This window comes from Cellvibrio sp. OA-2007 (assembly GCF_000953825.1).
In the GTDB taxonomy this organism is placed as follows: domain Bacteria; phylum Pseudomonadota; class Gammaproteobacteria; order Pseudomonadales; family Cellvibrionaceae; genus Cellvibrio.
Genome location: NZ_BBUL01000085.1, coordinates 60294 through 79359, shown reverse-complemented (window position 1 = coordinate 79359; position 19066 = coordinate 60294). Strand labels below are relative to the sequence as shown.

At 50.2% G+C, this 19066-nt stretch carries 18 protein-coding genes; 12 read left to right on the top strand and 6 right to left on the bottom strand.

The annotated features are described in order from the left end of the window. Nucleotides 1–361 precede the first annotated feature (361 nt). The 3 genes from AWU77_RS07880 to galE all read left to right on the top strand — a co-directional run bounded on the left by AWU77_RS07880 (nucleotide 362) and on the right by galE (nucleotide 3436). A complete protein-coding gene (locus AWU77_RS07880) occupies nucleotides 362–1360 on the top strand; it encodes a DMT family transporter (RefSeq protein WP_062061330.1) in 999 nt (332 codons plus the stop codon). A 226-nt stretch (nucleotides 1361–1586) separates the two neighbouring features. Further along, the gene (locus AWU77_RS07875) at nucleotides 1587–2225 is read left to right on the top strand and encodes a TorF family putative porin (protein WP_062061327.1); all 639 of its coding nucleotides are present in this window, start codon (nucleotides 1587–1589) and stop codon (nucleotides 2223–2225) included. A gap of 182 nt (nucleotides 2226–2407) precedes the next feature. Next, nucleotides 2408–3436 (top strand): UDP-glucose 4-epimerase GalE, encoded by a 1029-nt coding sequence (gene galE / locus AWU77_RS07870; RefSeq protein WP_062061325.1) that lies wholly within the window; start codon nucleotides 2408–2410, stop codon nucleotides 3434–3436. Nucleotides 3437–3620: 184 nt separating this feature from the next. Here galE and AWU77_RS07865 read toward each other — a convergent pair whose 3' ends face one another. From AWU77_RS07865 to AWU77_RS07845, 5 genes are all read right to left on the bottom strand, one after another. Next, nucleotides 3621–4718: a DegV family protein gene (locus AWU77_RS07865; RefSeq protein ID WP_238582341.1), complete on the bottom strand. Its 1098-nt coding sequence runs from the start codon at nucleotides 4716–4718 to the stop codon at nucleotides 3621–3623. 116 nt (nucleotides 4719–4834) lie between these two features. Beyond that, entirely contained in the window at nucleotides 4835–6241 is a 1407-nt protein-coding gene (locus AWU77_RS07860) for an ATP-binding protein (RefSeq protein ID WP_238582340.1), read from the bottom strand. Then, nucleotides 6228–6905, bottom strand: a complete 678-nt coding sequence (locus AWU77_RS07855; RefSeq protein ID WP_062061322.1) for a response regulator transcription factor — start codon at nucleotides 6903–6905, stop codon at nucleotides 6228–6230. The genes AWU77_RS07860 and AWU77_RS07855 overlap by 14 nt, the downstream gene beginning before the upstream one ends. Nucleotides 6906–6977: 72 nt before the next feature. Next, nucleotides 6978–7343 (bottom strand): PepSY domain-containing protein, encoded by a 366-nt coding sequence (locus AWU77_RS07850; RefSeq protein ID WP_152625310.1) that lies wholly within the window; start codon nucleotides 7341–7343, stop codon nucleotides 6978–6980. A 114-nt stretch (nucleotides 7344–7457) separates the two neighbouring features. After that, the gene (locus AWU77_RS07845; RefSeq protein WP_062061309.1) at nucleotides 7458–8018 is read right to left on the bottom strand and encodes a glycine zipper 2TM domain-containing protein; all 561 of its coding nucleotides are present in this window, start codon (nucleotides 8016–8018) and stop codon (nucleotides 7458–7460) included. Nucleotides 8019–8302: 284 nt separating this feature from the next. Here AWU77_RS07845 and AWU77_RS07840 point away from each other — a divergent pair, with 284 nt between their 5' ends. The 9 genes from AWU77_RS07840 to AWU77_RS07800 all read left to right on the top strand — a co-directional run bounded on the left by AWU77_RS07840 (nucleotide 8303) and on the right by AWU77_RS07800 (nucleotide 17648). Then, nucleotides 8303–9556, top strand: a complete 1254-nt coding sequence (locus tag AWU77_RS07840) for a glutamate-5-semialdehyde dehydrogenase (RefSeq protein ID WP_062061476.1) — start codon at nucleotides 8303–8305, stop codon at nucleotides 9554–9556. A 6-nt stretch (nucleotides 9557–9562) separates the two neighbouring features. After that, nucleotides 9563–10198: a nicotinate-nucleotide adenylyltransferase gene (gene nadD, locus AWU77_RS07835; protein ID WP_062061306.1), complete on the top strand. Its 636-nt coding sequence runs from the start codon at nucleotides 9563–9565 to the stop codon at nucleotides 10196–10198. A gap of 74 nt (nucleotides 10199–10272) precedes the next feature. Beyond that, the gene (rsfS, locus tag AWU77_RS07830; RefSeq protein ID WP_062061303.1) at nucleotides 10273–10605 is read left to right on the top strand and encodes a ribosome silencing factor; all 333 of its coding nucleotides are present in this window, start codon (nucleotides 10273–10275) and stop codon (nucleotides 10603–10605) included. A gap of 27 nt (nucleotides 10606–10632) precedes the next feature. Next, nucleotides 10633–11109, top strand: coding sequence for a 23S rRNA (pseudouridine(1915)-N(3))-methyltransferase RlmH (gene rlmH / locus AWU77_RS07825; RefSeq protein WP_062061300.1), 477 nt, complete (start codon nucleotides 10633–10635; stop codon nucleotides 11107–11109). Between the two features lie 70 nt (nucleotides 11110–11179). Then, a complete protein-coding gene (mrdA, locus tag AWU77_RS07820) occupies nucleotides 11180–13210 on the top strand; it encodes a penicillin-binding protein 2 (protein ID WP_062061297.1) in 2031 nt (676 codons plus the stop codon). After that, entirely contained in the window at nucleotides 13203–14357 is a 1155-nt protein-coding gene (gene rodA, locus AWU77_RS07815; RefSeq protein WP_062061294.1) for a rod shape-determining protein RodA, read from the top strand. The genes mrdA and rodA overlap by 8 nt, the downstream gene beginning before the upstream one ends. 19 nt (nucleotides 14358–14376) lie before the next feature. Then, entirely contained in the window at nucleotides 14377–15417 is a 1041-nt protein-coding gene (mltB, locus tag AWU77_RS07810) for a lytic murein transglycosylase B (protein ID WP_084618190.1), read from the top strand. Further along, on the top strand, nucleotides 15417–16322 hold the full coding sequence (locus AWU77_RS20900) for a septal ring lytic transglycosylase RlpA family protein (RefSeq protein WP_062061291.1): 906 nt from the start codon (nucleotides 15417–15419) through the stop codon (nucleotides 16320–16322). The genes mltB and AWU77_RS20900 overlap by 1 nt, the downstream gene beginning before the upstream one ends. 111 nt (nucleotides 16323–16433) lie before the next feature. Continuing rightward, complete coding sequence (locus AWU77_RS07800) at nucleotides 16434–17648, top strand: D-alanyl-D-alanine carboxypeptidase family protein (protein ID WP_062061288.1); 1215 nt, start codon at nucleotides 16434–16436, stop codon at nucleotides 17646–17648. Between the two features lie 70 nt (nucleotides 17649–17718). Here AWU77_RS07800 and AWU77_RS07795 read toward each other — a convergent pair whose 3' ends face one another. After that, complete coding sequence (locus AWU77_RS07795; RefSeq protein ID WP_062061285.1) at nucleotides 17719–19065, bottom strand: DUF58 domain-containing protein; 1347 nt, start codon at nucleotides 19063–19065, stop codon at nucleotides 17719–17721. Nucleotide 19066: the final 1 nt, after the last annotated feature.

The window sequence follows — 19066 nt, the reverse complement described above, 5'->3', positions numbered from 1 at the left end:
CTTGTGGCTGAACAGAAATTAAATTAATCTCGCTCCAGTTTTACAAATCTTCATAACCTTAGATCAATTAATTATGTATCCAATTTATACCGCCAAGCATACCGCACGCGCACTACGACCAATGATTTGGTTTGTGGCGTGCGCGCGTTGTTGGGCGGAATTTGTTGATTAGTTGGTTAATCGTTATAAACAAAGGCCGCAGCATAAAAACTGCGGCCTTTTTGTTTTCTGGTTTCAGTTTTTACTCCAAGCTTGCTAGGTTGAAATTGGCAGCTTGCTGAGTTTTCATTGGCAGTTTTGCCAATGTATCGCTGCGGTCATTCTCTCGTCAGTTGCTCAATGGGCAATAAGGAGTTATGCCGTGGCTGTGTTATTTGCGTATTTTTCAGTAGTGCTGATTTGGGCTACTACCCCGCTCGCTATTCAATGGAGTAGCGATAGTCTGAGTTTTATTGCGGCCGCTGTGGCGCGTATGGCAATTGCCTTGTCGATTGCACTATTGATTCACGGACTGTTGCGAAAATCCCTCGCCACATATTGGCAGCATCGGCACATTTATTTTGCCGCTTCTATCGGCATTTTTCCCAACATGCCGGTGGTGTATTGGGGCGTGCAATTTATTCCCTCGGGTTTGGTGGCGGTGATATTTGCGCTGACCCCTTTTGCGACTGGTTTGATGACCTTGTTGCTGTTAAAACAAAATCCATTCACGCTTAAAAAGGTGCTGGCCTTGGTATTGGCCTTGGTTGGATTGGTAGTTATTTTTTATCACCAATTACAATTTGATACCCGTTCGGTGTATGGCATCGCCAGTGTTTTACTTTCGTGCGTTTTGTTTAGTTTCAGCAGTGTTTGGGTAAAAAAATTAACCCAACAAGAAGCGGTAAGTGTTGATGCATTTCAGCAGGCCAGTGGTGCATTGCTCTTTTCATTGCCGGGATTGTTATTGAGCTGGTGGTTAATGGATGGGACTTTACCGCAGCAGGTTTCGGTGAAGTCAGGCGCATCGATTCTGTATTTATCGATTGTGGGTTCACTGGTGGGTGCTGTGTTGTTTTTTTATATTCTGCAGCGTTTATCGGCGAGTGTTGTATCGCTTATAACCTTGATGACACCGGTATTGGCGATTGTGATTGGCAAGGCATTAGCAGATGAGGATTTGTCGTCACATACCTTGGTTGGTGTGGTGACTGTGCTGTTTGCTTTGTTGCTTTATCTGCCATGGTCGGTTCGTGCAGCTATAGCATCGTTAAATGCTTGGTTACTGCGTAAATTGGCTGAGCCTCCGCTCGTAGAGGGGGGAGCCAGTGCGCGGGAGGAGCTGCAAAAAATTAAAGAGTATGTAATTCGTTTTAAATGAGTTGTTTTGGTGCGCGCCGGGGTGGCGCGCTGGGTTTTTATGCACCATGATTGTGCTTGTGGTTATTTTGTTTTGAGTATGCAATCTTGTATTCAATTTGTAACATTATGATTTTAAAGTAAAAAATAAAATTGGCGTGGTATCTGCAATAACCTGGTCAAGCTAGTGTGATAAATCAATAGCTGCCTCAAAACTAACTAGTAAAGACCATTAAGAGGAAGAACTCATGAAGATGAAACAAAAATTAATCGCTGGTGCTATCGCTCTGTCTGCTATGGCTGGTTTTGCTGTTCCAGCGGCACACGCTGAAGTTTCTGCCGCTGTTGGCGCCGCCAACATGTACTACTGGCGTGGTTTGGATTTGGGTAATGGTGATCCTCAAATTTGGGGCGATTTGAAAGTTAGCGGTTCTGGCTTTTATGGTGGTGTGTGGGCTGGTTCAGGCGACTCTGTAGGAGGTCAGGAATATGACCTTTATGTAGGTTATGGCAACTCGGTTGGTGATTTCACATTTGATCTCAGCGTGTGGTCTTATTCTTATCCAAAACCTTCTGAAGGCGGCGAACCTGTGAGCCCAGGTGATTTGGTAGAAGCTGTTGCGATGATTGGTTACGGCCCAATTGCTTTCACCTACTACGAAAACCTTGAAGGCGCTGACGATTACAACTACATGACATTAGCTGGTACCTTCGGTGACTTCACCATTAAATACGGCGTTCATGAAGATGATTTGGCACACGTTGACTTGACCTATGCCTATAACGACAAGTTGAGCTTTACTGTTGGTAAAGTGGTAGATGATGTCGATGGTTCTTACAACGACGAAGCCAAATTTGTAGTGGGCTTCGCTCTGCCAATCGAATAAGTTTTAGTTAACTAAAACCGTTCATCCAAAAGGCAAGCTTCGGCTTGCCTTTTTGCTATTCGTATCTTATTTAAATAATAATTATATGATTTAATAAAAGATTCTTTCTCAGCCCTTATACTGCCGCCTGAACTCTGGTTCAATGCGCGCGCAACGGCTTACATCTCTATAAGGAATCTTGCATGTCACGTTCCCCCATTCTTGTTACTGGCGGCGCCGGTTTTATCGGTAGCCATGTCTGTGTTGAATTGATCAATAGCGGTTTTTTGCCGGTAGTGGTCGACAATCTGTGCAATAGCAGCGCTGAATCGCTCAAGCGTGTAGCGCAAATTACCGGTGTTGAGCCGGTGTTTTATGAAGTGGATATCAACGATAAAGACGCCATGCGCACCGTGTTTGCTGCGCATTCATTTGCTGCGGTGATGCATTTTGCCGGTTTGAAAGCAGTGGGCGAATCCAACCAGATCCCGATGAAATACTATCGTTACAACGTGGCGGGTACCTTGTCGCTTACTGAAGTGATGGAAGAGTTCAGCGTCTGGAAGCTGATCTTCAGCTCGTCAGCCACGGTGTATGGCGACCCGGTTTCAGTGCCTATCGATGAAAGTTTTGCCACTTCTGCCACCAATCCCTATGGCCGCAGCAAACTTATCGTTGAAGAGATTTTGACCGATATCGCCAAGGCGCCCAACAGCCAGTGGAATATTTCGCTGCTGCGCTACTTCAATCCGGTTGGCGCGCACGAAAGCGGCTTGATCGGCGAAGATCCCGCTGGAATCCCCAATAATTTGTTGCCCTATGTGGCGCAAGTGGCGATTGGCAAACTCAAAGAATTAAGTGTGTTTGGCGATGATTACGACACTGTCGATGGCACCGGCGTGCGCGATTACATTCATGTGGTGGATTTGGCGCTCGGTCATGTAGCGGCGTTGCAGGCATCGGAGAAAACCGGTAAAGGCTGTCGTGCTTACAATCTGGGTACAGGTTGTGGTTATTCTGTGCTGCAGATGGTCAAGGCGTTTGAACAGGCGAGTGGCCGCCCGGTGCCCTACAAAATCGTGCCGCGCCGCGCGGGGGATATCGCCAGCTGTTATGCCGATCCGGTGAAGGCGAAAGCAGAGTTGGGTTGGACAGCCAAATATGACCTTGCGCGGATGATGCAGGATGCCTGGCGCTGGCAGTCGCAAAATCCGAATGGTTATGGTGACTGATTTCTTCGTCATTCACGTTTGCGAGTCCAGCCTGTGCTCCGTCGTCATTCCCGCTTGCGGGAATCCAGTTTTTGATTTTAAAACCTATGGATCCCCGCGTGCGGGGATGACGACTCCCCTTATTGCAAATCGCTTTATGATCGCGGCTGGATTGCTACTACTTTTTTGAAGGTGCCCTCGCGCATCACACCAAGTCTTTATCTGTAGCAAACGACAGCGCAAATGATTTTGGCCCCACATTAATTGCGCCGGTCATGCTCATCATCGACAGCATGGTTTTTACATTGTATTGCTTACAGAATTCGCGGAATTCGACCAGTATTGGTTCGTCTTTAATGTCTTCCAGCAAGCCGCCGTAACTCATCGCAATCACTTCGCTGGTTAAACCCTGTTGGATTTGTTTTTTAACGTGCACAAACAATTTTTCCAGCGCGCCCAAAAAGCCTTTACCGGTATCGATTTTATCGGTCGCACCGCGATGCAATTGCACTATCGGGCGCAGGTTTAATGCGCTGGCCAATTTAAAATTAATCCAGGAAATATTGTTGTCGCCTTTGCGCAGGTGACGGCGTTCACGCATATACGACAAATCGTTGGGAATTAAATAGCCATAAACCTGATCGCGCATATTGTCGATTTCGCGAATCGATTTATTCAGCGGTAGTTGATCAACGTGAATACGTTTCACCAATTCATACACCAGCAATGCGTGGCCGGTAAACATGGACATGGAGTCGTACAGGCGAATGCGGAACGGCGCGCGTCCTTCGCTTCTTTCCAGTTCGCGGAATTTGGGTTCGTTTACCAATGCCGCTTCAGAAACGCGTTTAAACACATCGCTCTTTTTGCTGTTGATTGTCACGACTTGTACTAAATCGTATTTCGGCAGCAAACGCTCTTTGAGAATGCTGGTCATATCGTTGACCGAGAGTGGGTCGGATTGCGCCAAACCATACACGTCGCGCGAATGGTTTTTGTAAAAGTTCAGCATGGTCTGCGGGTCGCGATAATCCATCTCCTGCCCTTTGGAGTGATTGATATAAATGGGCAGCACTTCAATGTTGTGTTGTTGTATAAATTTTGCAGGCAAGTCGCAAGTTGAATCTACGGCAATACACGTCCTGGATGACATTTTCTTTCTCCACTGGATTACAGCATTGTTGTAAGAGTTGTTGGTGCCATCCGTGGCTGTGAGTTCCTGTCGCTCAGCTGTTGGTTCGGAGAGCAGCATTGAGCAGATGGTGCCAGTATCGTCTTTGGTTGAATAAAGCAGTAGTCGCATAAATCACCATGATTTGTGCGGTATAGCGGAAAGTGTTGTGCGGCGAAGATGACAAGCGTGTAAGCCATAGCTCACAAGTGGCGGGCGAAAATCTGCAAAATGGTTATAAGAAGGGGTTAGTCGTCGGCGGGGAGTAGGGGGAGGGTTAAGCTGAAGCGCGCACCGCCTAATTCTGAGCGATAAATGCGGATGGTGCCATCGTAGCTTTGCACAATTTCAGCGGCGACAGCCAAGCCAATACCTTGGCCGGGAATGGAGGTGTCCAAGCGCTGGCCGCGCTCTAAAATGCGCTCGGTTTGATCCGCAGGGACGCCGGGGCCATCGTCTTCAATATCAATACGCAAATGGCTCTCATCGATAAAGGAGCGCATACGCACCTGTTTGTCGCCGTATTTAAAGGCGTTTTCCAGCAGATTGCCCAGCAATTCCATTACATCCTGTTCATCGCCTGCGACTGTGGAGTTGGGTGCTAAATCCAGTTCCTGCTCCATTTTTTTGTGCGCATAGACTTTTTGCAGTGCGGTAAATAAACGCTGGGCGATGGGTTCTACCCGGGTGCGGCGGAAGGTGCCTTTTTGTTGGCTGGAAACCGCGCGCTGCAATTGATAGGTCACTACCTGATTCATACGCGCGACCTGTTCGCTGGCGATTTGCTGCAGGTCGCCGTCGGATTCTGCACCTTCAACCAGTTTGCTTTGCAGCACCGCGAGTGGGGTTTTCAGGCTGTGGGCGAGGTCGGCCAAGCTGTTGCGATAGCGCTGGCGTAATGCTTGCTCACGCGCCAATACCTGATTGAGGTTATCGACGATCTTTTGTAATTCTTTCGGATGTTGGCCGGCGATGTTGCTGGTATCACCGCTTTGCATCGCTTTGAGCGCTTGTGCCAAACGCCCCAGTGGACGAAGGCCCCAGCGCAGGATGAGTGTTTGAGCAATTAATAAAAAAATCCCCGCTGCGCCCAGCCAGCGCCAGAGTTCGTTGCGATAGGCCTTGAGTTCGGCGGTGTAATCATCGGTGCTGTGTGCTACTAAAAAGTGGAATGGTGTGGGGTTGCCGCGCGCGTCTTCCCATTTGACGGTGTAGCGCGCAAAAAAGTGCAGCTTATCGCCCAGCAGTTTGGTGCTGAACAGCATTTTGCCGGGGGTGTTGCTCTTGGCTATGCGATGGTAGTCCGGTGGGTCGCTCAGGGCGGCAGAGTTGGAGCGCCATACCAGCTTGGCTTGCTGATCAAAGATATAGCTATAAAGCCCAGAGTTGGGGTGCTCAAAGTCGGCATCGCTGAGGGTGACCGGCATACGCAGGCTGTGGATTTGGGTATTTTGGGTGATAGGTTCGGCAACACTCATTAGCAGGTTGATATGGCCGCGCAAACGCGCGCGCTCAGCCACCTCCAAACTCTGTTCAAAGGCGCGGTCGAGAAAGAAGCCGGTTAAACCCAAAAACAACGGCAGTAACAGTGCCGACGCCAATAGCAGGCGGGCGGCAATCGAGTCGAGGCGACGACCAGATTTACTGCTTATCAAGATTGAACCTGTAACCCAGGCCGCGCTGGGTGCTAATCAAATTCAGGCTGCCGTCTGCATCGAGTTTTTTGCGCAAACGTCCAACAAATACTTCGATCACGTTGCTATCGCGGTCGTAATCCTGCGCATAGAGATGTTCGGTAAGTTCGCTCTTGGAGATGTTTTTACCCGCATGCATCGCCAGATAGGTGAGGGTGTTGTATTCAAAACTGGTCAGCTCTACTTCCGCATCATCGCGGAACACCCGCTTGGCGCTGGTATCTATCGCGATCGGGCCGTAGCGCAATACGGACGAGGCATGGCCGCTGGCGCGGCGCAGCAGAGCGTGAATGCGCGCGCGCAATTCTTCCGGGTGAAAAGGTTTGGTCAGGTAGTCGTCGGCACCTGCTTCCAGGCCGCTAACTTTATCTTGCCAATTGCCCCGCGCGGTCAAAATCAGAATCGGGAAATTGCGCTCTTTGCTGCGCAATTCACGAATTAATTGGGTGCCGTCTAATAGCGGTAAACCTAAATCGATAATAGCAAGGTCATAGTCGTATTCGCTGCCAAGGAACAGGCCTTCGCGGCCATCGGCGGCGGTGTCGCAGGCATACTTTTCGGTCGCCATCAGGCTGAGGATTTGTTCGCGCAGGGGTTTTTCGTCTTCAACGATCAAAATACGCATGGATCATTCCTGAAGTAGCTGAGATTGGAGTAGGTGATTGTTTATGGTTTTGTCAGTTTTGGCTTGAGCACATCAGCGATTCAATAAGCGCCCGCTTTGGCCATCAACCCGGATCACGCGCATGCGGCCAGCATTGAGCACTTTTACCGCGTAGATCACCCCTGTATCACCTTGTTGGGTTTTGACGCTCATCACTTGCCCGCCAACTTTGTTGCGCACCAGATCGGCAGCATCGGCGGGTGAAATGCTGGGAGCTGCTGGCGGCGCTATGGTATCGCTATCGATCAGGCTGTTATTGGCCGCGCTGGAGGCTAATCCCATGTCGCCGCCGAGTAAATCCGGTTCGGCAAGACAGAGTTGGCAGCTTAGGCACAGCGCCGCCAGAAGCATGAGTGGCACTTGAGTGAAGCGCAAGCAGCAGGTTCTTGAGTACAGCATGGCAAATCCCAACAAGAAGGCGTTTAGTTAGCGGTTTCACCTTCACTATCGCCCGTGTTGAGGCAAAGGTCAATTTGACCTTTGCTCATTCGTTTGCAGTGGGGGTGCATTAACTCAGTGGCGGCCGCGGCTATGTACAATGCGGTCGCCGGGGTGATGGCGGGTTTCGGTGTGATAGATGCGACCATCATAGCGATAGGCTACATCGTAACCGACCAGCTGCCGCTCGTATTCGGTGCGGTAGCGAGTGGTGCACACTTCGCGGTCTTCATAGCGGGTGACACGGCGGCTGCCGCCGGCGACATCATTGCCAATGGCGGCGCCGATTAAACCGCCCGCGGCGGTCGCATGGCCGTTGCGCCCCACTTCATGGCCAATCGCGGCGCCAATCAAGCCGCCTACAACTGTGCCCTTAAAGGAGTCACCACCGCGCTGGCGTTCGCTGTAAGCCAGGGTTTCTACGCGGCAGGAGTCCACCGGAACCTCTACCGCCACTGTGCGATAAATGGGTTTGCTGGAGACAACACGCGCATAGTCGGTGTACTCAACCACCTGATAAGTGTGATGGTGATGCTTGTGATGTTTGTGTTTGTGGCGATAATCGCGATCAGCCAGGGCATTGTTAGCCAGCAGCAGGCTGCTGGCCAAAGTGCTGATGAGTAACAGGCTTTTCATGATGGTCTTCCCCTTTGGTAAATAATGGCTCCCGTTTTCCGGGGGGTGAAACCAGACTATGCCTGTCAGCCTGAATGAAAACTGAAATCCGCCAAGGCAAAATTGTGCTCTTCATCGCAACGCTCAAATTCCGGTCTTGAGCGTAAATGCACTACCGATAACCCATGCAAAGCATGAGTAACGCGGAAATAAAGCCAGTAATGGCATCAAAAGTGAGCACAACTCAGGTTATAATCGCGGCCATTTTTTCCGAATTACCCGCAACAGGTTGTTTCATGTCTGAATTGAACGTCAAAGAATATATGGCCGAACTTGGCCGCAAAGCGCGCCTTGCCTCTCGCGTAATCGCCGCTGCACCTACCGCGTTGAAAAATAAAGCGCTGCTCGCGATTGCCGACGAGCTGGATAAATCCCGTATTACGCTGGTGTCTGAAAACCAAAAAGATGTGGCTGCCGGTAAAGCCAATGGGTTGGATGCCGCCATGCTCGACCGTTTGGCAGTTAAGCCCGCGACTATCGACGGCATGATTGAAGGTCTGCGCCAAGTGGCCGGATTGGCCGACCCCTGCGGTGAAATTACCGATATGAGCTATCGCCCCAGTGGTATTCAAGTGGGCAAAATGCGCGTACCGCTCGGCGTTGTGGGCATTATTTACGAATCGCGCCCCAATGTGACAATCGATGCGGCCAGCTTGTGCCTCAAGTCGGGCAATGCGGCGATTTTACGCGGCGGCAGTGAGGCGATTCACTCCAACCGCGCCATCGCTAATTGTTTGCAAGCAGGTTTAAAAGCCGCTGGTTTACCTGCCGATGTAGTGCAAGTCGTAGGTACAACTGACCGCGCAGCAGTGGGTGAACTGATCACTATGCCGCAATTTGTAGATGTGATTGTACCGCGCGGCGGCAAAGGTTTAATCGAGCGCATTAGCAATGATGCCAAAGTACCCGTGATCAAACACCTCGATGGTATCTGCCACGTGTATATCGACGATAAAGCGGATTTGGACAAAGCCTTTGCGGTTGCCATGAACGCCAAAACCCATCGCTACGGTGTGTGTAACGCGATGGAAACTCTGTTGGTGAATGAACAAGTTGCCGCGCACATTCTGCCGCGCCTCGCTGCCGCCTACGCGGAAAAAGGGGTGGAGCTGCGCGGCGATGACAAGACCCGCGCTTTGATTGCGGCGAATGTTGCAACCGATGAAGATTGGGCGACGGAATATCTCGCGCCGATTTTGTCGATCAAAATTGTCGCTGGTTTGAATGAAGCCATAACTCACATCAACCAATACAGCTCGCAACATACCGATGCGATTGTGACCGAAGATTACACTCGCGCGCGCCGCTTTATCACCGAAGTGGATTCCGCCTCTGTGATGGTCAATGCATCCACCCGTTTTGCCGATGGTTTTGAATACGGCTTGGGCGCCGAGATTGGCATCTCCACCGACAAAATCCATGCGCGTGGCCCGGTTGGCCTTGAAGGGCTGACTTCGCAAAAATGGGTGGTGTTTGGCGATGGACACGTTCGCACCTAATCCCTCATGCGCAACTGCATAGGTATATTCGGCGGCACCTTTGACCCGATTCATATCGGCCACTTGCGCATGGCGCTGGAGCTTAAACAGCAGTTGCAGTTAGATGAGATGCGTTTGTTGCCCTGCTATTTGCCACCCCATCGCCCTACACCGGGTGCGACGGCAAACGAGCGCGTGGCAATGCTCAAACTGGCGCTGCAGGATTGTGCGGAGCTGGTAATAGATGAGCGCGAATTGCAGCGCGATAAACCTTCTTACACTTACGACACGCTGCGTGAGTTGCGCGCGGAAGTCGGCGCTGAGGTTAGCCTGTGTTTGTGTATGGGCATGGACAGTTTTGCCACGCTCGACACTTGGCACAACTGGGGGCAACTGCTGCAGTTGGCACATATCGTTGTGGTGGCGCGGCCGGGTTGGTTTTTACCTGAGTCCGGTGCGGTGGCGGAGTTGTTAAATGTGCATCGCCGCCCCATTGATGCCATTGCCCAGCAAGCGGCTGGTGCAATTGTGTTGTTGGAGCAGCGGTTGCTACCTATCTCTGCCACGGATATTCGCGCACAGATTCACGCGGGCAGTTCGCCGCAGTTTTTACTGCCCGACGGGGTGTGGAATTACATTAGTGCCCATAAGCTCTATCAATAGGCGGCACATTTTTATCGTTATTTTTGAATTTTTTATTATTTTTATTGTTTGCATTTTTATTAATAGGTAACTGAATGTCTGATTTAAACAAAGCGATCATTAACGCCCTTGAAAACCTCAAAGGCAAAGACATAGTGACGCTCGATGTACATGAACTCTCCGATGTAATGGATACATTAATTATCGCCAGCGGTACCTCTAGCCGTCACTCGCGTTCACTCGCGGAAAATCTGGTGGAAGAAACCAAAAAAGCCGGCTTCCGCGCGCTGGGTGTTGAAGGTTTGGAAACCGGCGATTGGGTCTTGGTGGATTACGGCGATACCGTAGTACATGTGATGCAGCAGGAAGCGCGCGATTATTACGAGTTAGAAAAACTCTGGTCAATGAAACCGGCTAGCCGCGTTTAATTGGTTTGCGGTGAGTAAATAGCGGTTATGCGCATTCGTATTATTGCTGTCGGCACCAAAATGCCCGACTGGGTGGAAGCGGGTTATGCGGAGTATGCCAAGCGTATGCCGCGTGATGTCACTGTGGAAATGGTGGAATTGCCGCTCGCCCAGCGCAGCAAAAATAGCGATATCGCCAAAGCGATGGAAAAAGAAGGCGAGGCAATGCTGGCCATGATTGAAAAGGGCGGCAAAGACGAACAAGTCATCGCCCTTGAGGTCAAAGGCAAGCCTTGGAGTACCGAGCAGCTGGCTGAAAATCTGGCGGGCTGGAAAATGAGCGGCGCCAATTATTCGCTATTAATTGGCGGCCCCGATGGGCTCGCGCCTGGATGTTCGGCGCTGGCAAAGATTAAATGGTCGCTATCGCCTTTGACCTTGCCCCATCCACTGGTGCGTATTTTAGTCATCGAGCAACTCTATCGCGCCTGTACAATTTTGCAAAACCATCCGTACCACAAATAAGCGTTTGGCCAATAACCAAAACAGACGACAATCACATCAACCTTGATCTACACGAGTTTCTGGCCTGAGCATGCAAGATTCCCATCAGTTTAAAGATCACCAGCGCGAGGCAAAAATATTTCGCAGCCGCATCCTGGTGATGGCCGGGTTTATGCTCCTGCTTGCCTCCACCTTGCTTTATCGCTATTACGATTTACAAATCGTTAACTACGAAGAATACGCCACTCAATCTGATCGCAACCGCGTACATGTACAGCCGGTGCCACCAACCCGCGGGCTTATTTTTGATCGCAATGGCGAGCTGCTGGCTGACAACAAAGCGAGTTTCACGCTCTCGGTGGTCAGTGCTGACACCACTGAATTAAACAATACGATTGAACTGCTCAAAACGCTGATTGAAATTAGCCCTTCGGACTTGGGCAAGTTTTATAAAGCCCAAAAACAGCGCCGCCATAAACTCGACCCTGTGCCTTTGCGCTATCGTCTCACCGAAGATGAAATAGCCAAGTTGGCGGTCAATCAGCATTTGCTTGAAGGCGTAGAGGTGAACGCTGAGCTGGTGCGCAATTATCCCTACGCTGATATGTTCGCCCATGTAATTGGTTATACCGGGCGCATCAGTGAGCGGGATGTAAATGCCTTTACTGCCGAGCAAATACAGCGTTATGCCGGAACCCATGCCATTGGTAAAAGTGGCATAGAGGCGAGCTACGAAGATGTGTTGTTGGGTGAGGTGGGCAGCCAGAACGTGGAAACCAATGCGCGCGGTCGAGTGATGCGTATTTTAGATCGAATTGACTCCCGTCAGGGCAGCGATTTACGCCTGCATTTGGATTCACGTCTGCAAGAGACTGCCGTGGCCGCCATGCGCGGTCGCCGTGGTGCGGTGGTGGCGATTGATGTTAAGACCGGTGGGGTATTGGCGGCGGTGAGCTACCCCGGGTTTGACCCGAATCTTTTTGTGACGGGCATTAGTTATCGCGATTACAAAAACCTTAATGAAGATATAGACACACCGCTGTTTAACCGTTTTTTGCAGGCGCAATATCCGCCCGGGTCGACGGTAAAACCGGCTCTGGGCATGGCGGGACTGGACTCTGGCTTTACCGATGTGCACCGCGCAATTTCTGACCGCGGGGTGTTTACCCTTCCCGGCAGCTCGCGTTTGTGGCGCGACTGGAGTCTGGCCAAAACCGGTGGCGGCCATGGCCGTGTCGACCTGAAGGTGGCTATTTCCCAATCCTGCGATACCTATTTCTGGGATCTAGGCAATCGTATGGGGATCGATAAAATCAGCGAATATGGTCATTACTTTGGCATGGGCATACTCACCGGCATTGATATCCCCCATGAGCGCAAAGGTATTTGGCCATCGCGCGAATGGAAGCGTGCCGCCAGGCGCGAGGCCTGGTACCCGGGCGATACGGTCAATATTTCCATTGGTCAGGGCAATATGCTGGCAACCCCTATGCAGCTGGCGGTGATGACCAGCACTATTGCCAACCGCGGCACCCGCTTTCGGCCACAATTTATCCAGAGGATCGGCGATAAAGTACAAGAACCCATCATCGAGGAAGTGTTTGATACCAAGCCTGAGTATTGGGATGCGGTTATCGGCGGTATGGAAGAGGTAATGCACGGTGCGCGCGGAACTGCACGCAAAGCATCGGATCGCGCCGAGTACCGCATGGCGGGCAAATCGGGTACTGCGCAGGTAGTCGCGATTGCACAAAACGCCAAATACAACTCGGCGATGCTAAAGGAGCGCCATCGCGATCACGCCCTGTTTGTCGCTTTTGCGCCAGTTGAGGCGCCGCAAATTGCAGTCGCCGTTATGTTGGAAAATGCCGAGGGGGGGTCGAGCCAGGCAGCACCCGTTGCGCGGGCAATGATGGATGCACATATTCTGGGTTATTACCTCGCTGCTGATGAATTTGTCCCACCGGTGGGTTTCCATCACGCCGCAATTATCAAACGTGCCAATAACTATATCGCCGAACGCAAAGCCGTGCGCTTAGCCAAAGAGGCAGGCGACGCGGCAAAAGCGGCGGCGTCTTCGTCGGCAGCTGCCACCACTGGGTCAGGAGCTGGTAATGAGTAAGCAGGACTTTCTGCGGCGGATGCCGGAAGCGGCGAGTGCGTTTAGTCGTCGCGCGCGTCTCGCCGAGCGATTGCATATCGATTTTTTCTTGTTGCTATTGTTGATGTTACTCACCGTGATTGGCCTGACGGTGCTCTACAGCGCTAGCGGCCACCATTTGCCAAGCGTGGAGAAGCAAGCCGGCTTTTTTATGGTTGCCTACATCACCATGTTTATCGTTGCGCAAATTCCGGTCGAGTTTATGCGGCGTATGGCTCCGTTTGCCTATACCGGTGGTGTATTACTGTTAGTGGCGGTAACCGTTTTTGGTGAAATATCTATGGGGGCACAGCGTTGGCTGCAGATTGGCAGTTTCCGCTTTCAGCCATCGGAAGTGATGAAACTGGCGATGCCGATTACTATTGCTGCTTATCTCAGTCGCGGTTTTATGCCGCCGCGTTTTATGCAGGTGATGGTGGTGCTGGGGTTGATTGGCTTGCCCACTGCACTAATCATCGAACAGCCTGATTTGGGTACTTCTATTTTGGTGGCAACCTCAGGTCTTATGGTGTTGTTTTTTTCCGGTCTGCTCTGGCGTTACATCATGGTCGCAGTAGTATTGTTTAGCGCTAGTCTCTGGCCGATTTGGCATTTTATGCTGCACGATTATCAGCGCCAGCGCGTGTTGACCATGCTTGACCCCACGCAAGATCCACTGGGAACCGGTTGGAACATTATCCAGTCCAAGACGGCAATAGGCTCGGGCGGCCTGTCGGGTAAGGGGTGGATGGAGGGCACTCAATCGCGTTTGGATTTTCTGCCCGAGGGGCATACAGATTTTATTATTGCGGTGATGTCGGAAGAGTTTGGCTTGCTCGGTGTCATTTTGCTGCTGACCATCTACACCATGGTGATTGTTCGCGGCTTGATGATTGCGGTGAATTCGCAAAATAGTTTTGGGCGATTGCTGGCGGCAGCAGTGAGTTCCACTTTTTTTGTTTATGTCTTCGTTAATATGGGTATGGTATCCGGCATGCTGCCAGTGGTAGGTGTACCCTTGCCATTAATTAGTCAGGGCGGTACGGCAATTGTTGCGCTTTTTGCGGGATTTGGTTTATTGATGGCCATCTCCACCGAGAAAAAGCGGGTAATGACCCCCCAAGCTTAACGTTTAACAATGAGGTTTTATGCTGTCTTTTTGTCACAGTTTTTCCAAACACTGCTTGGGTGTTATTGCAGGTTTGGGTTTCAGTTTTGTCGCGGCAGCTGATTACAGCCAGCATCCATTAGCGGGTGCATTTGTCGATGAAATGGTGCAGCAGCACGGCTTTAGCGCCGGGTATGTGAATCAGATATTAAGCAAAGCGCAAAAACGCCAACCGATTCTGGATGCAATCGCGCGCCCCGCAGAAAAATCCAAAACCTGGAAAGAGTATCGCCCCATTTTTATCGTACCCATGCGCATTACAAATGGTGTCGCATTTTGGAGTGAGCATCGCGCTGCACTGGCGCGCGCAGAAAAACAGTACGGTGTACCGGCAGAAATTATTGTGGCGATTATCGGTGTGGAAACTAACTACGGTAAAAATACCGGCAGCTGGTATGTGATCGACGCACTTACTACGCTGGCGTTTGATTACCCACCGCGCGCGCCGTTTTTCCGCTCGGAATTGGTGAATTACTTTATTCTCACCCGCGAGCAAAAACACAACCCGCTGGAATTCAAAGGTTCTTACGCTGGCGCAATGGGTTACGGTCAATTTATGCCGTCCAGCTATCGCAATTACGCGGTAGATTTTAGTGGTGATGGTTTTACCGACATCTGGAACAACCCAACTGATGCGATTGGCAGTGTGGCCAATTATTTTAAACAGCACGGCTGGCAAACTGGCAAGGCGGTTGTGGTGCCAGCAAAGTTAACCAAACCGCGCGCAGCACTACTGGCTAATGAGTCATTCAATACAGTAGTGCAACCCACTATGAATGTGGGTGATTGGAAAAAAGCCGGTGTTGCTCCCACCCAAAATATTGCTAGCCGCACTCCGGCTATTGCCATTGAATTTGATGGTGCGAAGGGCTTGGAATATTGGTTAGGCCTGCAAAATTTTTATACCATCACCCGTTACAATCGCAGCCCTATGTACGCCATGGCGGTGTACGATCTGAGCCTGGAAATCAAACAGGCAATGCAAAAAACCACTAAAAAAATAGCGGGAGCTTCGCACTAATGCTATTCATCGCCCGAGCCGCTGCGCCCAGAGTGCAAACAATAAATATCCTGTTGGTGTTTATCTGTTGTGTTTTTTTAGCGGCTTGTTCGGGCACTAAACAAAAGCCAGCAACATCAACTAAACCCAATGCGCCCTATAATCCCAATGATGGTCGCTATTCACACGATAAAGATTTTGGGCCCGATGAAGATATAGATTTATCCCACGTGCCCGATGCCGTACCGCGCTATGAAACGCGCACACGTGCCGGTAATAAAAATCCCTACACTGTGCTGGGCAAAACCTATCACTTGATTGAGGATGAAAGTGCTTATCGCGAACGCGGTTATGCATCCTGGTACGGCAATAAATTTAATGGCTACAACACCTCCAATGGTGAGCGTTACGATATGTATGCTATGACCGGCGCGCATAAAACCTTGCCTATTCCATCCTATGTGCGAGTGACCAATTTGGATAATGGTAAAAGTGTAGTAGTGCGCATTAATGATCGTGGCCCGTTTCATCAAGGGCGCATTATCGATCTGAGTTATGCCGCAGCCCAGCGTATTGGTATTCACAAAACCGGAACAGGGCGAGTTGAGGTAGAAATTGCACTGCCTGGTGATGCGGCGCCTATTCCGCGTCGCGCCGATAACAAAACCCCCGCACATATTGAACCGGCATTACCTGAGGGTACCTATTTACAAGTTGGCGCCTTTAGTCAAAAAACTTCTGCGCAACAATTTGCTGCGAGTCTGGGTAGTAATTTAACTTATCCGGTTACTATTCATTCGGTTGCGCAACCCAAACAAGTGCATCGGGTTCGTGTTGGTCCGTTTAAAGATGCAAAGAGTTTGCAAAATGCACGGGATCAATTAACGCGCATTAAAATTTTTCAAGCGCATGTGGTGTATCAGTAACTTAATACTGGTAGCAGTTGAGGTTCAGGTTTGATTCACGCCGCTACTTTATTGTTACAATTCACCTATCAACCTTCCTTTCTTATTTCGTTTTACAGAGTGTTAATCGCCATGATTAAAAATTTATTTGCCTGCATGTTGCTGGCCAGTTCCGGTTTAACCTTTGCCCAGCAATCTGGTGCCCCCATCCCCTCTGCAGTGTTGCCCACCCCTACACCGGGCCAAGTAGTCGAACAAAAGCCTACGGTCATTCCTGCTGCGCCTCAGTTAGCTGCTACCGGTTTTATTTTGGTTGATGCGACCACCGGCAATATTGTGGCCGAAAGCAATTCCGAAGAGCGTTTGCCTCCGGCCAGTTTGACTAAAATGATGACCAGTTATTTGGTGGTCGACGAAATTGAGAAAGGGCGTATCACGGAAGACGCCATGGTGAATATCAGCGTAAAAGCCTGGAAGATGGGCGGTTCGCGCATGTATATCAGAGAGGGTACCCAAGTTTCCGTTATTGATTTGTTGCGCGGTGTGATCATTCAATCAGGTAATGATGCTTCGGTTGCTCTCGCAGAATATGTCTCCGGCAATGAAGACGCATTTGTCGATTTGATGAATCAAAAAGCCGCGCAGTTGGGCATGACCAATACCCATTTTGAAAACTCAACCGGCTGGCCTGCAGATGGCCATTTAACCACGGCAAAAGATTTGGCGGTGCTCGCGCGGGCGATTATCAATGACCATCCTTCACACTATCCTCTGTACGCTGAAAAATATTTTTTCTATAACAATATTCGCCAGCCTAATCGCAATTTATTGTTGAACCGCGACGAGACCGTCGATGGCTTAAAAACCGGTCACACAGAAGAAGCTGGCTATTGTTTGGTGGCGTCATCCAAACGTGAAAATACCCGTTTTATTGCGGTGGTAATGGGCACTGCCAGTGAAAGCGCGCGCGCGGCAGAAACACAAAAACTATTGGCCTACGGTTTCCGCTATTTCCAAACCACTCCGCTGTATCAAGCCGGGCAACAAGTGAGTACAGCGCGGGTATGGGCGGGTACCACGCAAGAGGTTACGCTGGGTATTCCCAATAATATTGTGCTTACCTTACCTAAAGGTCGCGAGCAGTCGCTGCAAGCCAACATGCATGTTAATGAAATCATTAAAGCCCCGATTGCCGTAGGCCAAGAGTTGGGTAATCTCACTGTAGAGTTGGATGGCCAATTATTGGTGAATACACCTATTGTTGCGTTACAAGCGGTAGAAGAGGCTGGTTTTTTTGCCCGCTTGCTCGATAACTTAAAACTATTCTTTCGCAATTTGTTTAGCTAATTGGTAGTGGCTATTCGCTAATTTCTCTATAAGGCAGCTTCGGCTGCCTTACTTTTTGGTGCATTTTAAATTACAACACGCCTGCACTTTTAATTTCCAAATAAGCATTGGAAATGCGCACGGCCAATTCATTCGCGGTACAGTCAATGGCATATACGCCGGAGGCGATTAATTTGCGATGGGATTCTTGGCGCTCATGCAGGAAGCGGCGGACACCAGCGTAGTTGAGTGAATCATCAAAGGTGCGCACCGGGGTATCGCTGAGTTGATCGAGGATTTGTTCGCGGATATTGGCGACCATTACCAAGTGGCGCTTTTTTAACAGATTGACGGCTAGCAGTAATTCGCTGTTGTCTTCATCGCGTGAATTGGTGACTAAAATGATCAGCGAGCGTTTGGGCTGTAAGATCGCAAGTTTTTCGGTGGCAGAAATATAATCGGCAGTGGATTGGTTTGCGTGCAGATCATAAATACCATTAAGCAATACTTTAACTCGTTCCACCCCTTTTTGCGGCGGAATCCAGCGGTGTTTATTATTTGCCTCACCTCCAAAGCTCATCAGGCTGACATTGTCGCCCTGACGCAAGGCGATGTAGCTCACCAACAACATGGAATTGAGCGCGTGATCAAAGTGACTGAGTTCGTCGTCTTTGGTGCGCATGCGGCGGCCGCTGTCGATCATCAATACAATTTGTTGGTCGCGCTCGTCTTGATAATCCCGTGCAATTAATTTTTGGCGACGCGATGTCGCTTTCCAATCTAACTGACGCAAACTATCGCCTTGGCGATATTCGCGTAATTGATGAAACTCCATGCCCGCGCCGCGCCGCTGTTTTTTCTTGATGCCAATTTGGCTGGTATGGTTTTCTGTTGCCAAAATGGCGTAGTTGGCAATCGCCACAAAATCCGGAAACACTTTGGCTTCAGTTAGGTCGCCTGCCCAGTAGCGAATATTCCATAATTTCAGCGGGCTGGAAAATTGAATGTGGGTTTTATTGAGTTGCAAACTGCCGCGCACCAGTGGGCGCAACGAATAGTGGCTGGTGCTGATTTGGTTGGGTTGCAATTCAATTTGCAGCGGCAGTTGATCGTAATTGGCATCGCTCGGTACACCATCAAAAATACTGATCTTAAATGGTTCGGTAAATTGATGGCGAATGCGCAGTTTTACCTCGGTCCATTTATCGACAGCGAGATTTCCCGGTAATTCGCGGGTAATTTCTACTGGCGGTAACCGGCGCGACAAAAGCCAATCTAGCAGCGCGATAACCGTTACGGCAATGAATATCACCTGCGGCAAATAAACCGCCGCGCTCCAGTTAAAATAATGGGCACTAAAGGCGTTGATAAACACCAGCGCGGCGAGCAGCGCAAAGGCAATGATCAAACGGGTGCTGGGAATCCAAGTTCTGCGCATA

Bases quoted from the DNA above. Each gene is read 5' to 3' on its own strand.
- AWU77_RS07875 (WP_062061327.1), top strand. From the start codon at position 1,587: ATGAAGATGAAACAAAAATTAATCGCTGGTGCTATCGCTCTGTCTGCT.
- galE (WP_062061325.1), top strand. From the start codon at position 2,408: ATGTCACGTTCCCCCATTCTTGTTACTGGCGGCGCCGGTTTTATCGGT.
- AWU77_RS07865 (WP_238582341.1), bottom strand. From the start codon at position 4,718: ATGCGACTACTGCTTTATTCAACCAAAGACGATACTGGCACCATCTGC.
- AWU77_RS07855 (WP_062061322.1), bottom strand. From the start codon at position 6,905: ATGCGTATTTTGATCGTTGAAGACGAAAAACCCCTGCGCGAACAAATC.
- AWU77_RS07850 (WP_152625310.1), bottom strand. From the start codon at position 7,343: ATGCTGTACTCAAGAACCTGCTGCTTGCGCTTCACTCAAGTGCCACTC.
- AWU77_RS07845 (WP_062061309.1), bottom strand. From the start codon at position 8,018: ATGAAAAGCCTGTTACTCATCAGCACTTTGGCCAGCAGCCTGCTGCTG.
- nadD (WP_062061306.1), top strand. From the start codon at position 9,563: ATGCGCAACTGCATAGGTATATTCGGCGGCACCTTTGACCCGATTCAT.
- rsfS (WP_062061303.1), top strand. From the start codon at position 10,273: ATGTCTGATTTAAACAAAGCGATCATTAACGCCCTTGAAAACCTCAAA.
- rlmH (WP_062061300.1), top strand. From the start codon at position 10,633: ATGCGCATTCGTATTATTGCTGTCGGCACCAAAATGCCCGACTGGGTG.
- mrdA (WP_062061297.1), top strand. From the start codon at position 11,180: ATGCAAGATTCCCATCAGTTTAAAGATCACCAGCGCGAGGCAAAAATA.
- rodA (WP_062061294.1), top strand. From the start codon at position 13,203: ATGAGTAAGCAGGACTTTCTGCGGCGGATGCCGGAAGCGGCGAGTGCG.
- mltB (WP_084618190.1), top strand. From the start codon at position 14,377: ATGCTGTCTTTTTGTCACAGTTTTTCCAAACACTGCTTGGGTGTTATT.
- AWU77_RS20900 (WP_062061291.1), top strand. From the start codon at position 15,417: ATGCTATTCATCGCCCGAGCCGCTGCGCCCAGAGTGCAAACAATAAAT.
- AWU77_RS07800 (WP_062061288.1), top strand. From the start codon at position 16,434: ATGATTAAAAATTTATTTGCCTGCATGTTGCTGGCCAGTTCCGGTTTA.
- AWU77_RS07795 (WP_062061285.1), bottom strand. From the start codon at position 19,065: ATGCGCAGAACTTGGATTCCCAGCACCCGTTTGATCATTGCCTTTGCG.